Source organism: Halopelagius fulvigenes, assembly GCF_042662625.1.
Classification (GTDB): domain Archaea; phylum Halobacteriota; class Halobacteria; order Halobacteriales; family Haloferacaceae; genus Halopelagius; species Halopelagius fulvigenes.
Window position 1 is genome coordinate 22,942 of the sequence record NZ_JBHSXH010000009.1, and the last position, 16,354, is coordinate 39,295.

19 protein-coding genes, 1 tRNA gene and 1 pseudogene are annotated in these 16,354 nt (G+C 66.7%); 10 read left to right on the forward strand and 11 right to left on the reverse strand.

Features of this window, described 5'->3' with window-relative positions; genetic code table 11:
- Window positions 1-502: 502 nt before the first annotated feature.
- A complete protein-coding gene (locus tag ACFQEV_RS02360) occupies window positions 503-742 on the forward strand; it encodes a cupredoxin domain-containing protein (protein ID WP_379692358.1) in 240 nt (79 codons plus the stop codon).
- Window positions 743-808: 66 nt separating this feature from the next.
- Window positions 809-1,378, forward strand: coding sequence for a DUF411 domain-containing protein (locus ACFQEV_RS02365; RefSeq protein WP_379692360.1), 570 nt, complete (start codon window positions 809-811; stop codon window positions 1,376-1,378).
- Window positions 1,379-1,688: 310 nt separating this feature from the next.
- Here the strand turns inward: ACFQEV_RS02365 and ACFQEV_RS02370 are convergent.
- The 6 genes and pseudogenes from ACFQEV_RS02370 to gnd form a co-directional block, all read right to left on the reverse strand.
- Window positions 1,689-1,910 (reverse strand): annotated as a pseudogene (locus tag ACFQEV_RS02370) (alcohol dehydrogenase); the annotation flags it as partial.
- 116 nt (window positions 1,911-2,026) lie between these two features.
- Complete coding sequence (locus ACFQEV_RS02375; RefSeq protein ID WP_379692362.1) at window positions 2,027-4,774, reverse strand: glycoside hydrolase family 97 N-terminal domain-containing protein; 2,748 nt, start codon at window positions 4,772-4,774, stop codon at window positions 2,027-2,029.
- 264 nt (window positions 4,775-5,038) lie between these two features.
- A tRNA-Arg gene (locus ACFQEV_RS02380) sits at window positions 5,039-5,111 on the reverse strand.
- A gap of 102 nt (window positions 5,112-5,213) precedes the next feature.
- Entirely contained in the window at window positions 5,214-6,692 is a 1,479-nt protein-coding gene (locus ACFQEV_RS02385; RefSeq protein WP_379692363.1) for an MATE family efflux transporter, read from the reverse strand.
- A 180-nt stretch (window positions 6,693-6,872) separates the two neighbouring features.
- Window positions 6,873-7,460 (reverse strand): 2Fe-2S iron-sulfur cluster-binding protein, encoded by a 588-nt coding sequence (locus ACFQEV_RS02390; protein ID WP_379692365.1) that lies wholly within the window; start codon window positions 7,458-7,460, stop codon window positions 6,873-6,875.
- Window positions 7,461-7,647: 187 nt separating this feature from the next.
- A complete protein-coding gene (gene gnd, locus ACFQEV_RS02395) occupies window positions 7,648-8,544 on the reverse strand; it encodes a phosphogluconate dehydrogenase (NAD(+)-dependent, decarboxylating) (RefSeq protein WP_379692366.1) in 897 nt (298 codons plus the stop codon).
- A 139-nt stretch (window positions 8,545-8,683) separates the two neighbouring features.
- On the opposite strand from gnd, the gene ACFQEV_RS02400 reads away from it, so the two are divergent.
- The 3 genes from ACFQEV_RS02400 (at window position 8,684) to ACFQEV_RS02410 (ending at window position 10,724) form a co-directional block, all read left to right on the forward strand.
- Window positions 8,684-9,070: a CBS domain-containing protein gene (locus ACFQEV_RS02400; RefSeq protein WP_379692368.1), complete on the forward strand. Its 387-nt coding sequence runs from the start codon at window positions 8,684-8,686 to the stop codon at window positions 9,068-9,070.
- A gap of 35 nt (window positions 9,071-9,105) precedes the next feature.
- A complete protein-coding gene (locus tag ACFQEV_RS02405) occupies window positions 9,106-10,203 on the forward strand; it encodes an aminopeptidase (protein ID WP_379692370.1) in 1,098 nt (365 codons plus the stop codon).
- A gap of 143 nt (window positions 10,204-10,346) precedes the next feature.
- Complete coding sequence (locus ACFQEV_RS02410) at window positions 10,347-10,724, forward strand: Hsp20/alpha crystallin family protein (RefSeq protein WP_379692372.1); 378 nt, start codon at window positions 10,347-10,349, stop codon at window positions 10,722-10,724.
- A gap of 92 nt (window positions 10,725-10,816) precedes the next feature.
- Here the strand turns inward: ACFQEV_RS02410 and ACFQEV_RS02415 are convergent, their stop codons facing one another.
- Window positions 10,817-10,939, reverse strand: coding sequence for a hypothetical protein (locus tag ACFQEV_RS02415; protein WP_379692373.1), 123 nt, complete (start codon window positions 10,937-10,939; stop codon window positions 10,817-10,819).
- Window positions 10,940-11,076: 137 nt separating this feature from the next.
- Here ACFQEV_RS02415 and ACFQEV_RS02420 point away from each other — a divergent pair, with 137 nt between their 5' ends.
- From ACFQEV_RS02420 to arsN2, 4 genes are read left to right on the forward strand one after another with little or no spacing between them, the layout of a single operon-like run.
- Window positions 11,077-11,496, forward strand: a complete 420-nt coding sequence (locus ACFQEV_RS02420; RefSeq protein WP_379692374.1) for a 30S ribosomal protein S6e — start codon at window positions 11,077-11,079, stop codon at window positions 11,494-11,496.
- Window positions 11,497-11,507: 11 nt separating this feature from the next.
- Entirely contained in the window at window positions 11,508-11,942 is a 435-nt protein-coding gene (locus ACFQEV_RS02425; protein WP_379692376.1) for a DUF7112 family protein, read from the forward strand.
- A 58-nt stretch (window positions 11,943-12,000) separates the two neighbouring features.
- Window positions 12,001-12,477 (forward strand): DUF5807 family protein, encoded by a 477-nt coding sequence (locus tag ACFQEV_RS02430; protein ID WP_379692378.1) that lies wholly within the window; start codon window positions 12,001-12,003, stop codon window positions 12,475-12,477.
- Window positions 12,478-12,531: 54 nt separating this feature from the next.
- Window positions 12,532-12,972, forward strand: a complete 441-nt coding sequence (gene arsN2, locus ACFQEV_RS02435) for an arsenic resistance N-acetyltransferase ArsN2 (RefSeq protein WP_379692379.1) — start codon at window positions 12,532-12,534, stop codon at window positions 12,970-12,972.
- A 16-nt stretch (window positions 12,973-12,988) separates the two neighbouring features.
- Here the strand turns inward: arsN2 and ACFQEV_RS02440 are convergent, their stop codons facing one another.
- Both ACFQEV_RS02440 and ACFQEV_RS02445 read right to left on the reverse strand, forming a co-directional pair.
- On the reverse strand, window positions 12,989-14,242 hold the full coding sequence (locus tag ACFQEV_RS02440) for a DHH family phosphoesterase (RefSeq protein ID WP_379692380.1): 1,254 nt from the start codon (window positions 14,240-14,242) through the stop codon (window positions 12,989-12,991).
- A gap of 104 nt (window positions 14,243-14,346) precedes the next feature.
- Window positions 14,347-14,814 (reverse strand): universal stress protein, encoded by a 468-nt coding sequence (locus tag ACFQEV_RS02445; RefSeq protein WP_379692382.1) that lies wholly within the window; start codon window positions 14,812-14,814, stop codon window positions 14,347-14,349.
- A gap of 101 nt (window positions 14,815-14,915) precedes the next feature.
- Here ACFQEV_RS02445 and ACFQEV_RS02450 point away from each other — a divergent pair, with 101 nt between their 5' ends.
- Entirely contained in the window at window positions 14,916-15,374 is a 459-nt protein-coding gene (locus ACFQEV_RS02450; RefSeq protein WP_379692383.1) for a universal stress protein, read from the forward strand.
- Between the two features lie 36 nt (window positions 15,375-15,410).
- On the opposite strand, the gene ACFQEV_RS02455 is transcribed toward ACFQEV_RS02450, so the two are convergent.
- Together ACFQEV_RS02455 and ACFQEV_RS02460 are read right to left on the reverse strand one after the other, a co-directional pair.
- Entirely contained in the window at window positions 15,411-15,956 is a 546-nt protein-coding gene (locus ACFQEV_RS02455; protein ID WP_379692384.1) for a GNAT family N-acetyltransferase, read from the reverse strand.
- Complete coding sequence (locus ACFQEV_RS02460) at window positions 15,953-16,321, reverse strand: universal stress protein (RefSeq protein WP_379692385.1); 369 nt, start codon at window positions 16,319-16,321, stop codon at window positions 15,953-15,955. The genes ACFQEV_RS02455 and ACFQEV_RS02460 overlap by 4 nt, the downstream gene beginning before the upstream one ends.
- Between the last annotated feature and the right edge of the window lie 33 nt (window positions 16,322-16,354).

Below are 16,354 nucleotides of genomic sequence, written 5' to 3' on the forward strand. Positions count from 1 at the left end.
GGATGTCATGAAGAGCCTTCGATTGGCTCTTCGACTACCAGAGCCTGGATTCCCCAGTAACGAAGGAGCCTGGTACTCCAGAACATATCACACCGCTGAGGGTATGTGCGTGCAACCCCCACTACGAGTAATTGAATGAGAACTGGACGAACACACCCGAACCGACGAACGATCCTCCGGCTAGCGAGTGGGATGCTGAGTGTCGCTGGCTGTCTCGGTGCCGCCACTAGCGGTTCCGATCCTCACGAAAGTAGCTCGACGTCAGACCACGACCACACACACGAGGAGGATACTCGTCTCGAGGGGCCGGTCGCTCACGCAGACGTCGCGATGCGGTCCAACGATGCTGGACACCACTTCGGTCCGTCCATCGTCTGGATAGAACAAGGCGGGACCGTCACCTGGACGAACGAGAGCGGCGCCCACACGGCGACAGCCTACCACCCCGACGTTGACAAACCGCTACGGATCCCAGAAAGGCGCATCGCCCTGGGACAGCGGTATGTTCAGCGAGCCCGGGAAGACGTTCGAGCGCTCTTTCGAGGACGGGGGAGTCTATGACTACTTCTGCACCCCGCACGAATACCGAGCGATGGTCGGAAGGGTTATCGTCGGCGAACCGAGCGTAGATACGCAGCCAGCGCTCGCACCACCACAGAACGGTCTCCCCGAAGAAGCGCAGACGTTGCTCTCTCAACTCAATGCACGAACGAAGGACGCCTTGAAGCAACTCGATGAATAGTACCCGCCCCTCGGCTAGTATCCAACCGTCTGCGAGTAGTACCCGACCGAACCATTTCCAGAGTACATGAACCACAAGACACCCGGACAATCAAACGACAGAGGCTCCCCAGAGCCCGCTAGATTCAGTAGACGAACGTTCCTCACCGCGGTCGGTGTCACGAGTATCGGTGCCCTCGCCGGTTGTTTAGGAGGGAGCGACTCCACGGCCAACTTCGGAGCGGGGGACGACGCCGAACGGTTCCGAAACGCCGCTGCATCGTCCCTCGACACTGCAACGTTATACAAGGCCCCGAACTGTTCGTGCTGCCTCGAGTACACCAAGTACCTCGAAACGGCGACTGACAGCAGCGTCGAAGTCGTCGAAGCCTCCGACCTCGCGAAGACGAAGGAGAAGTACAACGTCCCGCGAGACGTCGAAAGCTGCCATACTATGGACATCGGGGACTATTACGTAGAAGGTCACGTCCCGCTGGAAGCTATCGGAAAGCTCGCGGAAGAGAAACCCGACATCGCCGGAATTGCACTTCCGGGAATGCCTCGTGGGTCACCCGGAATGCCGGGTGAGAAGGCCGAGGAGTTCGTCATCTATGCCGCCTCTGCAGACGGTTCCTACCGCGAATTTATGCAGCTCTGATCGGTGCAAAGTCGATAGGAATTCTCATTCGGCCACGACGGGGGAAGAGAACGGTGTATGCTCCTCTACTGCGGTTTGACGACCGTTGCATCCGGTGTACTCGGAATCGGTAACCTCCCGGCGGCGGACCGTTCACAGGTCGAAGTACTGCTCTATCGCCGGACTCGTCCTTGCGGCAGTGTATTATCCGAATCCGGATGGAGCACCACGGGCCCGACGGGAGTCACGTGAGCGTCAGCGAACGTGACTACGTCGGAGGAGTGAGCGAAGCGAGTCCGAACGGACCCGACGGGAGTCACGTGAGCGTCAGGACGGACTGGACGACGCCGGCGACGTCGAGCCCGCTGACGAACGGCAGGTCGTCGGTGTCGACCATCGCGGGGTCACCCTCCAGTATTCAGAGGCCGTGTCGGTTGATGAAGTCCGCTTCGACGTCGACGACGGCCTCCCCCGGTCCGGGATCCGGCGTCGGTCGGTCGATGAGACTCGCTCCGTCCGGTCCGGTGAGTTCACCGAACGCTGCCACGCGCATGGTGGCACGGTTCGGCCGCAGGTCCACAACCGTGGGCAATCTACGTCGGGACTAACGAGGCGGAGGTCGAAGAGCGGAACGGTGACGCTCGTCGGCTCCGAGCCGTGGTCGGCGACTCAGAACACGTTCACCGTCACCGTCTGCGGGTCGAGGTCCTCCACGGCTACCTCGTACTCGCCGGGCGAGTCGAACGTGTGCAGGAACGTCAGGTCCGTCGACTTGCCGGGTTCGAGGTCGACTCCGCTCGTCCGGACGACGTCGTCGTCGACGGTGAGTTTGACCACCTGCAGGCTCTCCTCGTCACCGGTGTTGGTCACCGTCACCGGAATCTCCAGTTGGCGGCCCACCGTGGTCTCGTCGGGCACCTCGAAGCCCTCGTAGGAGAGCATCCGGAACTCCGCCGACTGTTCGGTGACCGTCACCGTCTCGGAGAACGAGGCGTCGCCGTCGACGACGTCCATCGTCACCTCGCGGTCGCCCGTCTCCGAGAGGCGGAGGGGGAACTCGACCTGCGTCTCCTCTCCGGCGCCGACGCGGACGAACGTCTCGTCGACCGTCTCGCCGTCGACGCTGAGCGTCATCCGTTTACCGCCGACGATGCCGCCCGCGTTGCTCGCCTCGACGAAGACGGTGAACGGTTCGCCGGCCATCACCCCCTCGGGGACGACGGGCGTGTCGTACTCGTAGGACGGCGGTTCGTACGCTGATATCTCGGACTGCTCGCCGTCTTCGGGGGGACGGAGACGGACGGCCTGCCCGCCGCCGGTGACCATCGACGCGTGGAGGGTGTCGTCGGCCGAGACGAGGAACTCGTAGTAGGCGACCTCGTCGGGGTTCGACTCGTAGTCGGCCTCGGGGCCGTCGGCGTACACCTCGGCGACGTACTTCCGATTGCTCTTCAGGAAGTCGAGGGAGACAGACAGCGTGCGCGGGGTGTCGTCCGTCCCGGTGCCGACGAACCACTCCTCCCCCTTGCGGCGGGCGATGGTGGCGTAATCGCCGATTTCGGCCGCGCCCGCGACCGTTTCGTCCCACGCCGCCGGAACCTGCTCGATGAACTCGAAGGTGTCCAAGTCGTCGTAGTGCTCCGGCATGTCGGCGACCATCTGGAGGCCGCTGAACAGCATCGGGTAGAGAGCGAGTTGGCGCGCGACGGTGTTGTGGACGCGCGTGTTGCCGTACTCCTCGTACAGGATGTCGAAGATGCCCGGCGTGTAGTCCAGCGGTCCGGCCACCATCCGCGTGAACGGGAGCGTGAGCGTGTGCGACGGCGGGTTCCCCTGCGGCCGGAAGTTCTCGTACTCCAGTCCGCTCACGCCCTCGCGGGTCATGAGGTTGGGGTACGTCCGCCGCACCCCGGTCGGTTTGATGGGTTCGTGGACGTTGAGCATGATCTCGTGCTCTGCGGCCTTCTTCGTCACGTGGCGGTAGTGGTTCACCATCCGCTGGCCGTGGTGGTGGTAGCGTTCGCCGTCGATGTCCAGTCCCTCCTCGCTGACGTAGCCGGACTTTATCGCGTGGATACCGAGGTCCTCGTACAGCGAGAACGCCTCCTCCAGTTGGTCCTCGTAGTTGCCGACGCCGCCCCCGGTCTCGTTGTGCGCGACGATGTTCACGCTCGGGTCCTTCGACTGTCCGTACTCGACGACCTCCCGCAGGTCGTAGTGCTCGGTCGACTCGGTGAACGAGAACTCGTGCGGCGGGTTGCTCCACGAGTCGAACCCGCCCTCCCAGCCGACGTTCCACCCCTCCACGAGGAGCGAGGAGATGCCGTGCTCGCTGGCGAAGTCGATGTAGCGCTTGGCGTTCTCGGTCGTAGCGCCCACGTCCGGACCGGGCGCCCACGTCGACTTGCCGACGTGAATCTCCCACCAGATGCCCATGTACTTCTGCGGCTCTATCCAGTCGGTGTCGTCCAACTCGTTGGGATCGTTCAGGTTGACGATGAGGTCCGACTCCACGAGGGCGCCCGGGTCGGACCCGAGGGTGAACGTCCGCCACGGCGAGACGTGCGGCGCCTCGCCTTTCACCTTCGACTCACCGTCGGGCCACGGGACGAGCGTGCTCTCGAACGTTGTCGGGTCGCCGTCGGCGCGGGTGAGCGTCATGCCCGCGTAGTCGGTCAGGGCCGCCTCGTGGACGCTCATGTACGCCTCGTCGCCGACGCGCATCGTCACCGGCGTGTTCGCGCCGTCCACCTCCGACCCCTTCTCGGGCGTCGGCTTGATCTCGCTCAGCGGCGTCTCCTCGTACAGGTACTCGTAGTTCTCCCAGTCGTCCGGAGTCCACCACGACGCGTAGTCGTCGGCGAACGCGAACTCCGTCCGCTCGTCGGTGATGACGAACGAGCCGAGGTTCTCCTGTTCGGGCAGCGCGTACCGGAACGCGGCACCGTCGTCGTAGGCGCGGAAGAGGAGGTTCAGAGACCGCTTCGACCCTTCCGTCTCCCGGAGGCCGACGGCCAGTTCCTCGTAGTTGTTCCGAATCGAGTCGCTCGTGCCCCAGACGGGCTCCCACGTCTCGTCGGCGCTGTGACGCTCCACGCCCGTCACCTCGAACGAGTCGTCCAAGGGCGCGGCGTCGCGGAAGGCGAGTCCGAGCGTCGACCGGTCCACCACCGTCCGACCGCCGTACGTGACGGCGTACGTCGGCGTCCCGTCGACCAACTCGAACGTCACCTCGACGTCGCCGCCGGGCGAGGTGAGCGACTGTACCTTCGCTCGGTCGCTCCGTTCGGTGCTCTCTATCGGCTCCGCCGCCACTCCGGACACGATCGACGTCAGTCCCCCGACGGCCGCCGCGCCGGCGACGAATTCGCGTCGTTCGAGAAGCGAACCGGACGTGTCGTTACAATCACGTGACATGAACTCAACCTCTCCGGGAAATATGATAAATGATTTTCACATCATTGCACAAATTCAATGAGAGTTCAATATGTTCTGGAACTGTCAGTTCAGGCGATAAACGGGAGAGGCTGCGGTGGCCGCCGTTCGCTCCCCGATTCGAATCCCGCGGCTGTCGCGACTTCGTTCCTCACGTCCGTTCGTCGCAGAAGTAGCGGACCCGACGGGAGTCACGGGAGCGTCAGCGAACGTGACTCCGTCGGGGGAGTGAGGCCGAAGGCCGAACGGACCCGACGGGATTTGAACCCGCGACATCTTGGTCCGGAACCAAGCACTCTGTCCGCTGAGCTACGGGCCCTCGGCAATCCGTACACCATCGCGCAGTATAACGGTTATGAAAACCCCGACCCCGTCCGGGTCGAGGAGTCTCGGCGTCGCGTCCCTCCGTCGTCGGCCGCCGCTACTCCTTCGTCGCCTGCGGGTGGTCAATGACGGCCGCTTTCCACGTCCCGCGGGTGAACCACAGGCCGGCGGCGACGGCGCCGAGAATCTGGCCGACGGCCATCCCGATCCAGATGCCCGTCTCGCCGAAGTCCCGCACGAACGAGAGGTAGTAGACAACGGGGATGCGGCCCAGCCAGAGGGCGAAAAGCGAGAACGCCAGCGCCGTCTTCGTGTTGCCCGCGCCGCGGTACGCGCCGAGAACGACCTGCAGGAGGCCGATGAAGCCGAACTCGAACGCACGGACGCGGACGTAGTCCGCCCCGAACGCGACGGTCCGCGCGGCGGCGTCCGTCCCTGTGCCGATGAAGACGCCGACGATGGGTTCCGCGAAGACGTACGCGACGACGCCGATGAGTATCATCACGCTCGACCCGGCTTTCACCGCCATCCAGACGGCGCGTTCGGCGCGTTCGGGCTTCGCGGCCCCGAGGTTCTGCCCGACGATGGTGTTCGTCGCCCGCCCTAGTCCCAACGCCGGGAGGAAGACCAGAGAGACGAGGCGGTTGCCGAGGCCGTACGCCGCCAACACCTCCGGGACGAACGTGACGACCATCGCGGTCAGAGTGATGAACCCGAGGGCGGTGGCGGACTGCTCGACGGCGCTCGGAACGCCGATGCGGACGATTTTCCGGACGACCTTCGGCCGGGGTCGGAAGTCGGACGGCGAGACGTCCGGTCCGGCGCTCGTGTAGAAGATGATGTAGACGCCGATGATCGTGGCGACGAGGCGGGAGAGCACCGTCGCAAACGCCGCGCCCTCGATGCCCCACCCCGCGAAGCCGGTGGCGGCGAAAAGCGCCGTCTCGACGCCGGGGACGCCGAGCATCCCGAACAGCGGGTTCGACTCGAAGCCGAAGATGAAGACGGGGTCGATGACGACGTTGACGAGGACGCTGACGAACATGACGGCCATCGGCGCGCGGGTGTTGCCGTACCCGCGCATCAGCGCCGAGAAGACGAAGAAGCCGAACAGCGCGGGGAGGCCGAGGAAGAAGATGCGCATGTAGTCGGCGGCCATCGGGACGACCTGAGCGGCCGTGGCGGGGGAACTCGGGAGGACCGAGAGCATGGCGTCCGTGGCGAAGAAGCCGAGGACGCCGACGACGACGGCGATGAGGGTGATGAACCCGAGCGTCTGCCCGGCGACGGTTCCCGCCGACGCCTCGCTGTCGGCCCCGGTGTACTGCGCGACGAGGGTGCTCCCGGCGACGGTGAACCCGCCGCCGACGGAGATGAGGAGGAAGATGAGCGGGAACGCGAGGCTGATGGCGGCGACGGCGTCCGTCGAGAGGCGGCCGAGCCAGACGGTGTCTGCCAGATTGTACGCGACCTGCAGTAACTCGGTGACGATGATGGGCCACGCGAGGGCGAATATCGGGCGCTTCAGGCCGCCCTCGGTGAGCGACCCGCCGCCCGTTGCGGGATTGGAGGGCACTGGACGGTACGAACGACGGTATTCAGTTTCAACCCGTCGATAGTCGAATAGGTTGCCGGATGTTTCGAATCGAAACGCGCTGCGGACGACCGGCGGCGGACGCTCCGCGGTCGGCGGTCGTTCGGCGTTGGAATCGGAAAAACGAGAACCTCGGGGTCGTTCGGGAATCGCGTCCCGGCGTTAGGGGGCTTCGCCCGTCTCGATGGTGAAGTCCGCGCGCGGGTAGGCGACGCAGGTGAGCGTGTACCCCTCGCCGAGTTCGGAGTCGTCGAGCATCTGCTGGTCGTCGTGGACGACGTAGTCCTCGGAGTTACCGCCCGAGGTAATCTGGCCGGCGCAGGAGACGCACTGGCCCTGCCGGCAGGCGTACGGGAGGTCCCATCCCTCGTCCTCGCCGGATTCGAGGACGGTCTTGTTGTTGGCGACTTCGACGGTTTCGCCCTGCTTGGCGAACTCCACCTCGAAGTACTCGACTTCGTCCTCGGGGATGTCCGCCGGGCTTCCGGAGTCCTCGCCGTCGCTGTCTTCGAGTTCTGCGCCCTCTTCGCCCGCGCCGACGGCGCCCGCCGCGACACCGCCGCCGCCGATGGACCGGTTCATCGGTTCGGGGAAGTCCGTCTCCGGGACGGTACTCGCCCGACGTTCGAGGACCTCTTGGGAGATGTCGGCGCTGGACTGCCACTCGGTGCCCCGAGAGAAGTGCAGGGCGACCGTGACGAGCGTCAGAGTCGCGCCGAGACCCAGACCCACGAGGTTGATTTCGACCATGAGGGGCGCTACGGAGTCGGGGGTTAAGGAAATTATGATCCACCTTTTACGCTGCGCTCGCCCGCGTCGCGGGCTCGATCGGTGAAAATCTGTCTTGGCGAACGTAGCGAGCCGAGGCTCGTCAGGGTTTCACTCTGACGGTGGACCAAAAACGCGCTCGCTTCGCTCCCGGAGCGACCCCTTCGACCTACTCCTCGCGCACGACTTCGTGCCGACCGAAGCCGTACCGGAGGCGGTTCGCCAGACGGCGGGAGAACCGCGCCTCGTCGCGACTGCCGAAGCGTTCGGCGAGGGACTGATAGATGAGCGGAACCGGAACCTCCTGTTCGAGGGCCTCTCGGACGGTCCACGTCCCGGTAGACCCGCCGGAGACGTGGTCGGCCACGTCGCCGAGGTCGGTCCCCTCCTCGCGGAACGCCTCCTCGCAGAGTTCCAACAGCCACGACCGGATGACCGCGCCGTTGTTCCACGTCCGCGCGACGGATTCGAGGTCCAAATCGTACCGGCCGTTCGCGAGGAGTTCGAAGCCCTCGCCGTACGCCTGCATGAGGGCGTACTCGACGCCGTTGTGGACCATCTTCACGTAGTGGCCCGACCCGGCGGGGCCCATCCGGTCGTGACCGTCGGGGCCGGTGGCGACGGCGTCGAAGACGGGCGTCATCTCCTCGTACGCCCACTGCGGGCCGCCGACCATGAGTGAGAAGCCGAGTTCCGCGCCCGCGGGGCCGCCGGAGGTGCCGCAGTCGAGGTACGCCGCCTCCGTCTCCTCGGCGCGGCGGACCGACTTCTCGAAGTGGGAGTTGCCGCCGTCCACGACCACGTCGTCGGCGTCGAGGTGGGGCGCCAGTTCCTCCAGCGTCGCGTCCACCGCCTCGCCCGCGGGGACCATGAGCCATATGCGCTTGTCGTCGCCGAGGCGGTCCGCGAGGTCGGCGACGCTCTCGGCGGGCGTCGCTCCCGCGTCGGCGGCCGTCGCGACGGCCTCCGCGCTGAGGTCGAAGGCGACGACTTCGTGGCCCGCCTCTACGACTCTGTTCACGACTATCTGACCCATGCGGCCGAGTCCGATGACGCCCAGTTGCATGGGTGGCCGTCCATCGGCGGGGGAGGTAGTGGTTCCGATTCGCGGGGGAGGCGCCGGCGTTCGGGCCTCCGCTCCCGCCCCGGAAACGCCCGTCGCGCCTATGGACGTTCAGAGCGTAGTCTCCAATATGCTCGGGGATTTGACACGCACGGACGCGCTGACCGCGGCACCGGAGACGACGGTCGCCGACGCGGCGGCGGCGATGCGAACCCGCGACGCGGACGTCGTCGTCGTCGTGGACGAGCACCGACCGCTGGGACTCCTCACGCCGGAGACCATCGGCCGCGCCGTCGTCGCCGACGAGGACGTGCGCGAGATGTCGGTGGGGGACCTCGTCGCCGAGGACCCGGTGACCGTTCGGGAGACGGCCGACCGTGAGGCCCTCGTGCGCCTGTTCGCCCGGCGGGACGTCCGGGCGGCAATCGTGGTGGACGACGGCGACGAGTACGCCGGCGTCGTCACGTTCGAGAACCTGTTGGCGGCATACGCCCGGGAGTTCGACGCGTTGCTCGAACTCACCGAGTGAGGAGATTTTTTCTCCGCCGCGGGCGACTCGCCGGTATGGACCTACGCATCCGAGAACACGCCGACGTTCTCGTAGACTGGAGTGCGCGCGTCGAACCCGGCGACGACGTGGTCGTCAGCGTCGCCGAGGGGGCGCACGAACTCGCCGTCGCCGTCGCCGAGAAACTGGGCGAACGCGGCGCGAACGTCGTGACGACGTACGCCTCCGACGAGGTGTCCCGCGCGTACCTCCGCGCCCACGACGGCGACTTCGAGACCGCAGACCACGAACTCGCCCTCTACGAGAACGCCGACTCGGTGCTGTTCCTCGGCGGCGGCCGCAACACCTTCGCCACCGCGGACGTGCCGGGCGAGACGCGACAGGCCGCCTCCCGCGCGAATGAGGCGGTCCGCGAGGCCCGCCTGGACACCGACTGGGTGTCCACCGTCCACCCCACCCGTTCGCTGGCCCAACAGGCCGGGATGTCCGTCGAACAGTACCGCGAGTTCGTCTACGACGCCGTCCTCCGCGACTGGGAGGCGTTGGCCGAGGAGATGGCGAAGATGAAGGAGGTACTCGACGAGGGGAGCGAAGTTCGACTCCGGAAGGGCGACGGTACCGACCTGTCCATGTCCATCGAAGGCCGCACCGCCGTCAACTCCGCCGCCTCCGTCGCCTACGACTCCCACAACCTCCCCTCCGGCGAGGTGTTCACCGCGCCGTACGACCCGGAGGGCGAGGTGTTCTTCGACGTGCCGATGACGCTCTCGGGCACGCGCGTGCGAAACGTCCACCTCACGTTCGAGGGCGGCGAAGTGGTCGATTACGCCGCCGAGACGGGCGAGGACGCCCTCGGCGACATCCTCGATACCGACGAGGGCGCGCGCCGCCTCGGCGAACTCGGCATCGGGATGAACCGCGGCATCGACCGCTTCACGGACAACATCCTCTTCGACGAGAAGATGGGCGACACCGTCCACCTCGCCGTCGGGCGCGCGTACGACTCCTGTCTCCCCGAGGACGAGGACGGCAACTCCTCCGCCGTCCACGCGGACATGATAACTGACGTGAGCGAGGACTCCAGACTCGAAGTGGACGGCGACGTCGTCCAACGCGACGGCACGTTCCGGTGGGAGGACGGCTTCGAGGAGTGACCGCGAGAATCAAACCGATATAGGACCCCCTTTTTGCCTTCTAGGCGGATCTCACCCCTTATTTCGGTATTTTGGCGCAAAATGTCGGAGAAGATTTTAGTTCTCCGAGCGGCAATTATCGCCCGAACTCGGAGGTGAGACCGATGCTCCCGACGACCACGTCTTGGACGCAAGGTCTCGACCTTCCCGGACGAACCCTCTTGGACGGACCGTTCGCCAACCGACCCGACGAGGGGTACGAACTGTACGAGGAGGACGACGCGTTCGTCCTCAGCATCGACGTGCCGGGGTTCGGCCCCGAGGAGATAGACCTTCGGTGGCACGACGGTCGGTTGACCGTCGCGGCCGAACACGTCGACGAAGAGCGCAGTCGAAAGAAGACGTACCACCGGTCGTTCCGCCTGCCCAAGCGGGTCGCCCCCGAGGAGGCCGAAGCCTCCTACCACAACGGCCTCCTCGAAGTCCGCCTGCCCATCGAGGGCGAGATGACCCGCGGAACCGAGATCCCCATCGAGGGCTGACCGGCCGGTGACACCGCCTGCCCGCTCTGACGCCGATTTTTTCGGACGCTGACTCCCGGTAGCGATCAGTATCTCGACGCCGCCTCGTCCTCTCAGTCGAGCGCCCGCATCGTCGCTCCGCACCGCGGACAGACGGTCGTGGGGTCGCCGGGTTCCGACTGGAAGTCGCACCGCGCGCACTCGTACCACAGCGACCGGTCGAACGAGTCCGTCATGCCGTCGGGTACGCGTTTGTGTGCGTTAATCGTTATCGTGCCTCGCGGTGAGTGTACCGAACTCCGACCTGTCGGCGCCGTCGCGGGCCGGAGTCGCTTTCGACGTACTTTTTATCGGCGGTCGTTTCGTTCCACCCATGGCAGACTTCAAGGTTGTCGTCTCCGACCCCGACACCGGGAACACCTACCAGTTCGAGGTCGACGGACAGGACGCGAACCGATTCCTCGGCCGCGACATCGGCGACGAGGTAGACGGCGCACCCGTCGGACTCGACGGCTTCACGCTCGAACTCACCGGCGGTTCCGACCAGGCCGGACGCCCGATGCGAGACAACGTCGCCGGCCCGAACCTCAAGGAACTCCTCCTCGAGGGCGGCGTCGGCTACAAGCCGAACCGCGACGGCGAACGCAAGCGCGTCACCGTCCGCGGCCGTCAGGTCTCCGAGGAGACCGCACAGATAAACGCGAAGGTCGTCGGCGGGGACGGCGACGTCGCCGCCGCCCTCGGCGAGGGCGACGACGAAGGCGACGCCGAAGCCGAAGCCGAAGACGAGTAACGACCTGACTCGTGTCCGAACGCGTCCCCAGCGACCACGCCTCGGTCACGACGTTTCGCGCGAACATCGCGCGTAGCGGCGGGACCCGACGGCCCTGTCTCCGCCTCCCCGACGGGGCGGACGTCGGGGAGGGCGACCTGATTCGCCTCCTCGTCGGCGGGGGGCACTACCACGCCCGCGTCGATGCGGACGCGTCCGGCCGTCTCGTTCGCGGCGCGTACGACAACAAGCGACTCGCCCGGAACCCCGGCGAGGGGGAGAACCGCCTCGCCGAGTGGTGTTCGGAGACGGGTCGCGGCCCCGGGTCGGCGGTCGAACTCGACGAACTCGAACCCGGGTTCTGTTACGGCCTGCGCGAACCCGGCAAACGGACCGTCTACTCCGTTCCGAAGCGGCCGAACGCCTCGCTCTCGGACATCGCCGAGAGGTTCGGCGGCGACGGGTAGTCCGGTCGTTCGTCTCCGAGTTCAGGCGCTTTTTACGCCTCCGTGCGTCAGAGACAGTATGAGCAAACTCGAGGAGTTCCTCGCGGGCGAACGCACCGACGACGTCGCGCTGTTTCTCACCCACGAGTATCTCGACAGTCAGGGGAAACTGCCGAACCTCGGCGAGGAGGTGGAGAACGGCTACGTCCTCGTCGTGGACGGCGACGACGGCCGCCGCGCGTTCGCCGCCGGAACCGGCATGGACGCCATGGAGTTCGCCCAACAGGCCACCGGGACGAAGAGCCACGTCGAACGCGACTTGGGCGGCGGCGAGTGCCCGAACCGCGAACCCGACGAGAACCACCAGACGCGGTTCATCTTCGCGTTCGCCGAGGAACGGAACGAGAGCGTCGGCGGCCTGTACGAACGCGGCGACGTGGTCCACGCCTACGCCCACTGCACCTGCGGGACCGACTACTCCGATCGGTGGGTCGTCGGCGAGGAAGGAGAGACGGGCGTCCAACCCGGCGAGGACGAACCCGCCGAGGCGCGGTAGACGAGTTCGACGACCTGGACAACGTATTTGTCGCTTCGGGTGATACTCTCTCGCATGCAGGGACCGACCGTGACGCTCCGAGGGGCGGCAGACTCCCTCTCGTACGTCGAGACGCTACTGGAGGCGAACGGGTTGCCGTCGCGCGACGTGCGGTCGAAGCCGGACTGCTTCTACGTCGGGTACGCGGACGGCGACGCCCTCGGCGTCGGCGGCGTCGAAACGTACGAAAACTCCGGCCTCCTCCGCTCCGTCGCCGTCGAGGAGTCGGCGCGGGGCGAGGGGTACGGGACGGCGCTCTGCGACGCACTCGAAGCGGAGGCCCGAGATGCGGGCGTCGGGACGCTGTATCTCCTCACGACCACCGCCGCCGTGTTCTTCGCCGGCAGGGGGTACGAGGAACTCGAACGGGCGGACGCGCCCGCCGAAATCCGGCGGACGACCGAGTTCGAAGAGCTCTGTCCCGCGTCGGCCGTCTGCATGAGGAAGTCGCTGTGATTCCCGGTCGGACGGCTCAGCGGTCGGTTTCGACACCCTCGTCCTCGTCGTAGACGCCCTGTTCCGCCCGCTCCGCGACTCGCTCGAACGCCGCGAGGATGACGCGTTTCGCGGCGCTTCCCCGCGTCGTCCAGTGGTTGGCGTAGTCGAGCATGTCATCGTAGATGTCGGGTTTACACCCCGCCGCCTTCGGGTGGCCGCCGCCGTTGACCTGTCCTGCGACTTCGTGGCACAGCTCGAAGTTCTCCGTGCCGCGGATGCTGGCGCTTCCGGCGGGTTTGACGACGACGGCGGCGTCCGCGCCCTCCTCTCGAAGCGCCTCGGCCACCTCGTTCTGCGAACACCGGCCGTAGGTGACGCCGACGGTCCACGGGCCGACGGACTTCAGTTCCGCGCGCGAGACGGCGCGTTCGACGAGTTGCTCCTTCTCGACGCGCCGGAGTTCGACGAACTCGGCGGCCACGTCCGGCAGGTCCGCGCCGTGCGCGCCGACGACGGTGACGTACTCCTCGGCGTCCGCCCAGTAGGCGTAGTCGGCCAAGTCGTCGCTCCGGGGGTCCTCGCGTATCCACAGGTCGTGGTCGCGCGTGACCTCGGCGAGTTCGGCGAACCGGTCGTCGAACTCGTAGTCGAGGGAGCGAAGCGTCACGTCGGTGCTGCACTCCTCGTCGGACTCGCCGACGACGAGTTCGACGCCCGCGTCGCGGACGGCGTCAGCCACGTCGTCCTTCCACTGGTGGTGGTCGAACCAGCGAACCTCCGAGGCCGCCTCGACGAGTCGGTCGAGTTCCTCCTCGACGTACTCGTACTTGTCGGGACAGAGGTCGCAGACGAACACGTCGACGCCCTCCGGGGCGTACTCGGCGACGTTGTCGAACTCGTCCTCGAGCGAGTAGGGGCCGGACCCGACGAGGGCGACGGCCGACCCCGGGGCGACCTCCTCTTCCTCCGGCACCTCGACCTCCGCCTCCTCGTCTTCGTCCTCGGGGTCGGCCGTCCCCTCCAACCGTTCGATTCGCTCCGCGATCTCCTCCTCGAACGGTTCGGGGTCGAGTGCCGCGCCGTACGCCTCCCGAAGCAGGGCGACGCAGCCGAGTCCGTCGGCGTCCGTGTCGGCGACGACGACGACTTCGGCGCCCTCGACGGCCTCCTTCACCAACTCCTCGGAGCGGTCCTCGTCGAGCGAGTCGGGGTAGAAGAACCCCGCGCCCGGAAGTTGGGACTTCCGCGAGAGCGAGAGCCGAGAACTGTCGATGAGTTCGTCTTCCATACGCGAGGCGACGGGGCCGGGAGTGAAAACGGCGGTGGTCCCGTTCGACCCTCCCCCGTCCGCGCCCCGTCGGCGGTGACGTCAGCGTCGGCGACGACCGGCGTTCAGGCCGTCTCGGGCGTCCCGGCCGGTCCGTCTGCGGACTCGTCTTCGGCCAGTTGGCGGACGGTCAACACCGGGACGGGACAGGTCCGGACGACGCGTTCGGCGACGGAGCCGATGAGAAAGCGGTTCTCGCCGTGGCGGCCGCGGGTGCCCATCGCCACCATGTCGGCGTCGCTCTCGCGGGCGTAGTCGCCAATGACGCCGGCGGGGCGGCCCTCCACGACGGCGGTGGTGACCTCGCGGTCCGTCTCCTCTTGCACCTCCGCGAGGGCCTGTTCGCCGCGGTCCGCGAGGGCGTCGCGCATCTCGTCGCGGAGTCGTTCCGGCGAGGAATCCACCTCGCTCTCGTCGACGACGTAGAGGACGTGGACGGCCGCGTCGAACCGGTCCGCGAGGTCCAACGCGACGTCGATAGCCCGGCGGACGCTCTCGGACCCGTCCGTCGCGATGACGATGGTGTCGAACATGGGCGAGATTTCATCCGGGGGCGGTATAAATCCAAGCCGTGGTTATCGCTACTGGGACGCGGAGGTGAGGCTTTTTCCCGTCGGCCGTCGCATGGGCGGATATGACCGACCGCCGTCCGCTGGACGTGGACCTCGTCCTCGTCCCCGTCGACCGCAGCGACGAATCCGCCGCCGCCGTCGAATGCGCCTGCGCCATCGCCGCCGAGTACGGCGCCGGCGTTCACGCCGTTCACGTCCTCGGCGGGGACGTCGTCCGCGCGATAGAGACGGGCGCCGTGGACGACGAGGAGGTGGCGGCCGACGGCGAGGCCATCACGCAGACGACGAAAGACATCGCCGCGGAGTACGAGGTGGACCTCGCTACCTCCGTCGCCTACGGTTTCTCGACGAAGATGAAGATCCGACACCCGGGGAGCGTCGTCCTCGACACCGCCGAGGAGCTCGACGCGGACTTCGTCGTCGTCCCGCGGGAACCCATCTCGGGCGACCCCGGCGAGGTGTTGGCGAAGGCCGCGGAGTACGTCCTGCTGTACGCGACGCAGCCCGTGCTGTCGGTGTGAGGCGCGCCGCCGGGCCGGGAACGCCGCCGTTCGGCCCTACGACTCGCTCTCGTTGAGTCTGAGCGCCATCTCCAGCTCGAAGCTCTCCGAGTCGGTCGTCTCGAAGCCTATCTTCTTGTACAGACTCACCGCCGCGCGGTTCCACCGTTCGACGGTGAGCCACACCTTCTCGACGCCGGACTCGTATCCGTGACCGAGGAGGACGCGCATCAGCTTCGTCCCGATGCCGGCCTCCTGGTAGCCCTGGAGCACGAAGATGGCGAGTTCGTACGCGTCGCCGTCGGGAACGAGCGTCGCGTGCCCGGCGGCCGTCTCGCCGTCCCACGCGACGACGTTCAGACACTCCTCGTCGAGGATGTTCTCCAACCAGTCGCGGACCCGACTCTCCTGTCCCGGCGGGATGCCCTGCGCCCGGTCCGCCGGGTCGAATTCGAGGTACATCGAGACGAGCGCCTCGAACTCCGCTTCGGACCCGTCGTACGCCCGGAGTTCGATCTCCCGGCCCTCGCGGTCCTCGAACGACCGCGGCGGAGCCTCGAACGGCCCGGCGGGTTCGCCCGGATAGCGTCGCTCCGGAGTCATCGGACTAGCGAGACGGTGACGTGGGAGTTCAACAGGACGAACTCGGCGATGCCGCCGATGTTTATCTTGCCCATCGGACTCCGCTTGCCCCCCCCGAGGACGATCTTCTCGAACCCCTCCTCCTCGGCGACGCCGATGAGGCGACTCCCCGGGTCGCCTTCGAGTCGCCGAATCTCCGCGTCGATCCCCTCCTCTTCGAGGAGTCGGCGGGCCGTCTCCTCCAGTTCGTCCTTCGATCTGTCCGAGGCCGGGTTGTCCACGATCGCGATGGTCAGGTCGTCGTCCGCGACCGCGGTGCGAGACACCGTCTCCTCTAACGCCCGAACCGAGTCGTCGCTTCCCCCGATTCCCAAGAGAACCTTCATGGCAGGCTATGTCGTGGGGCCGGTAGAAAACAG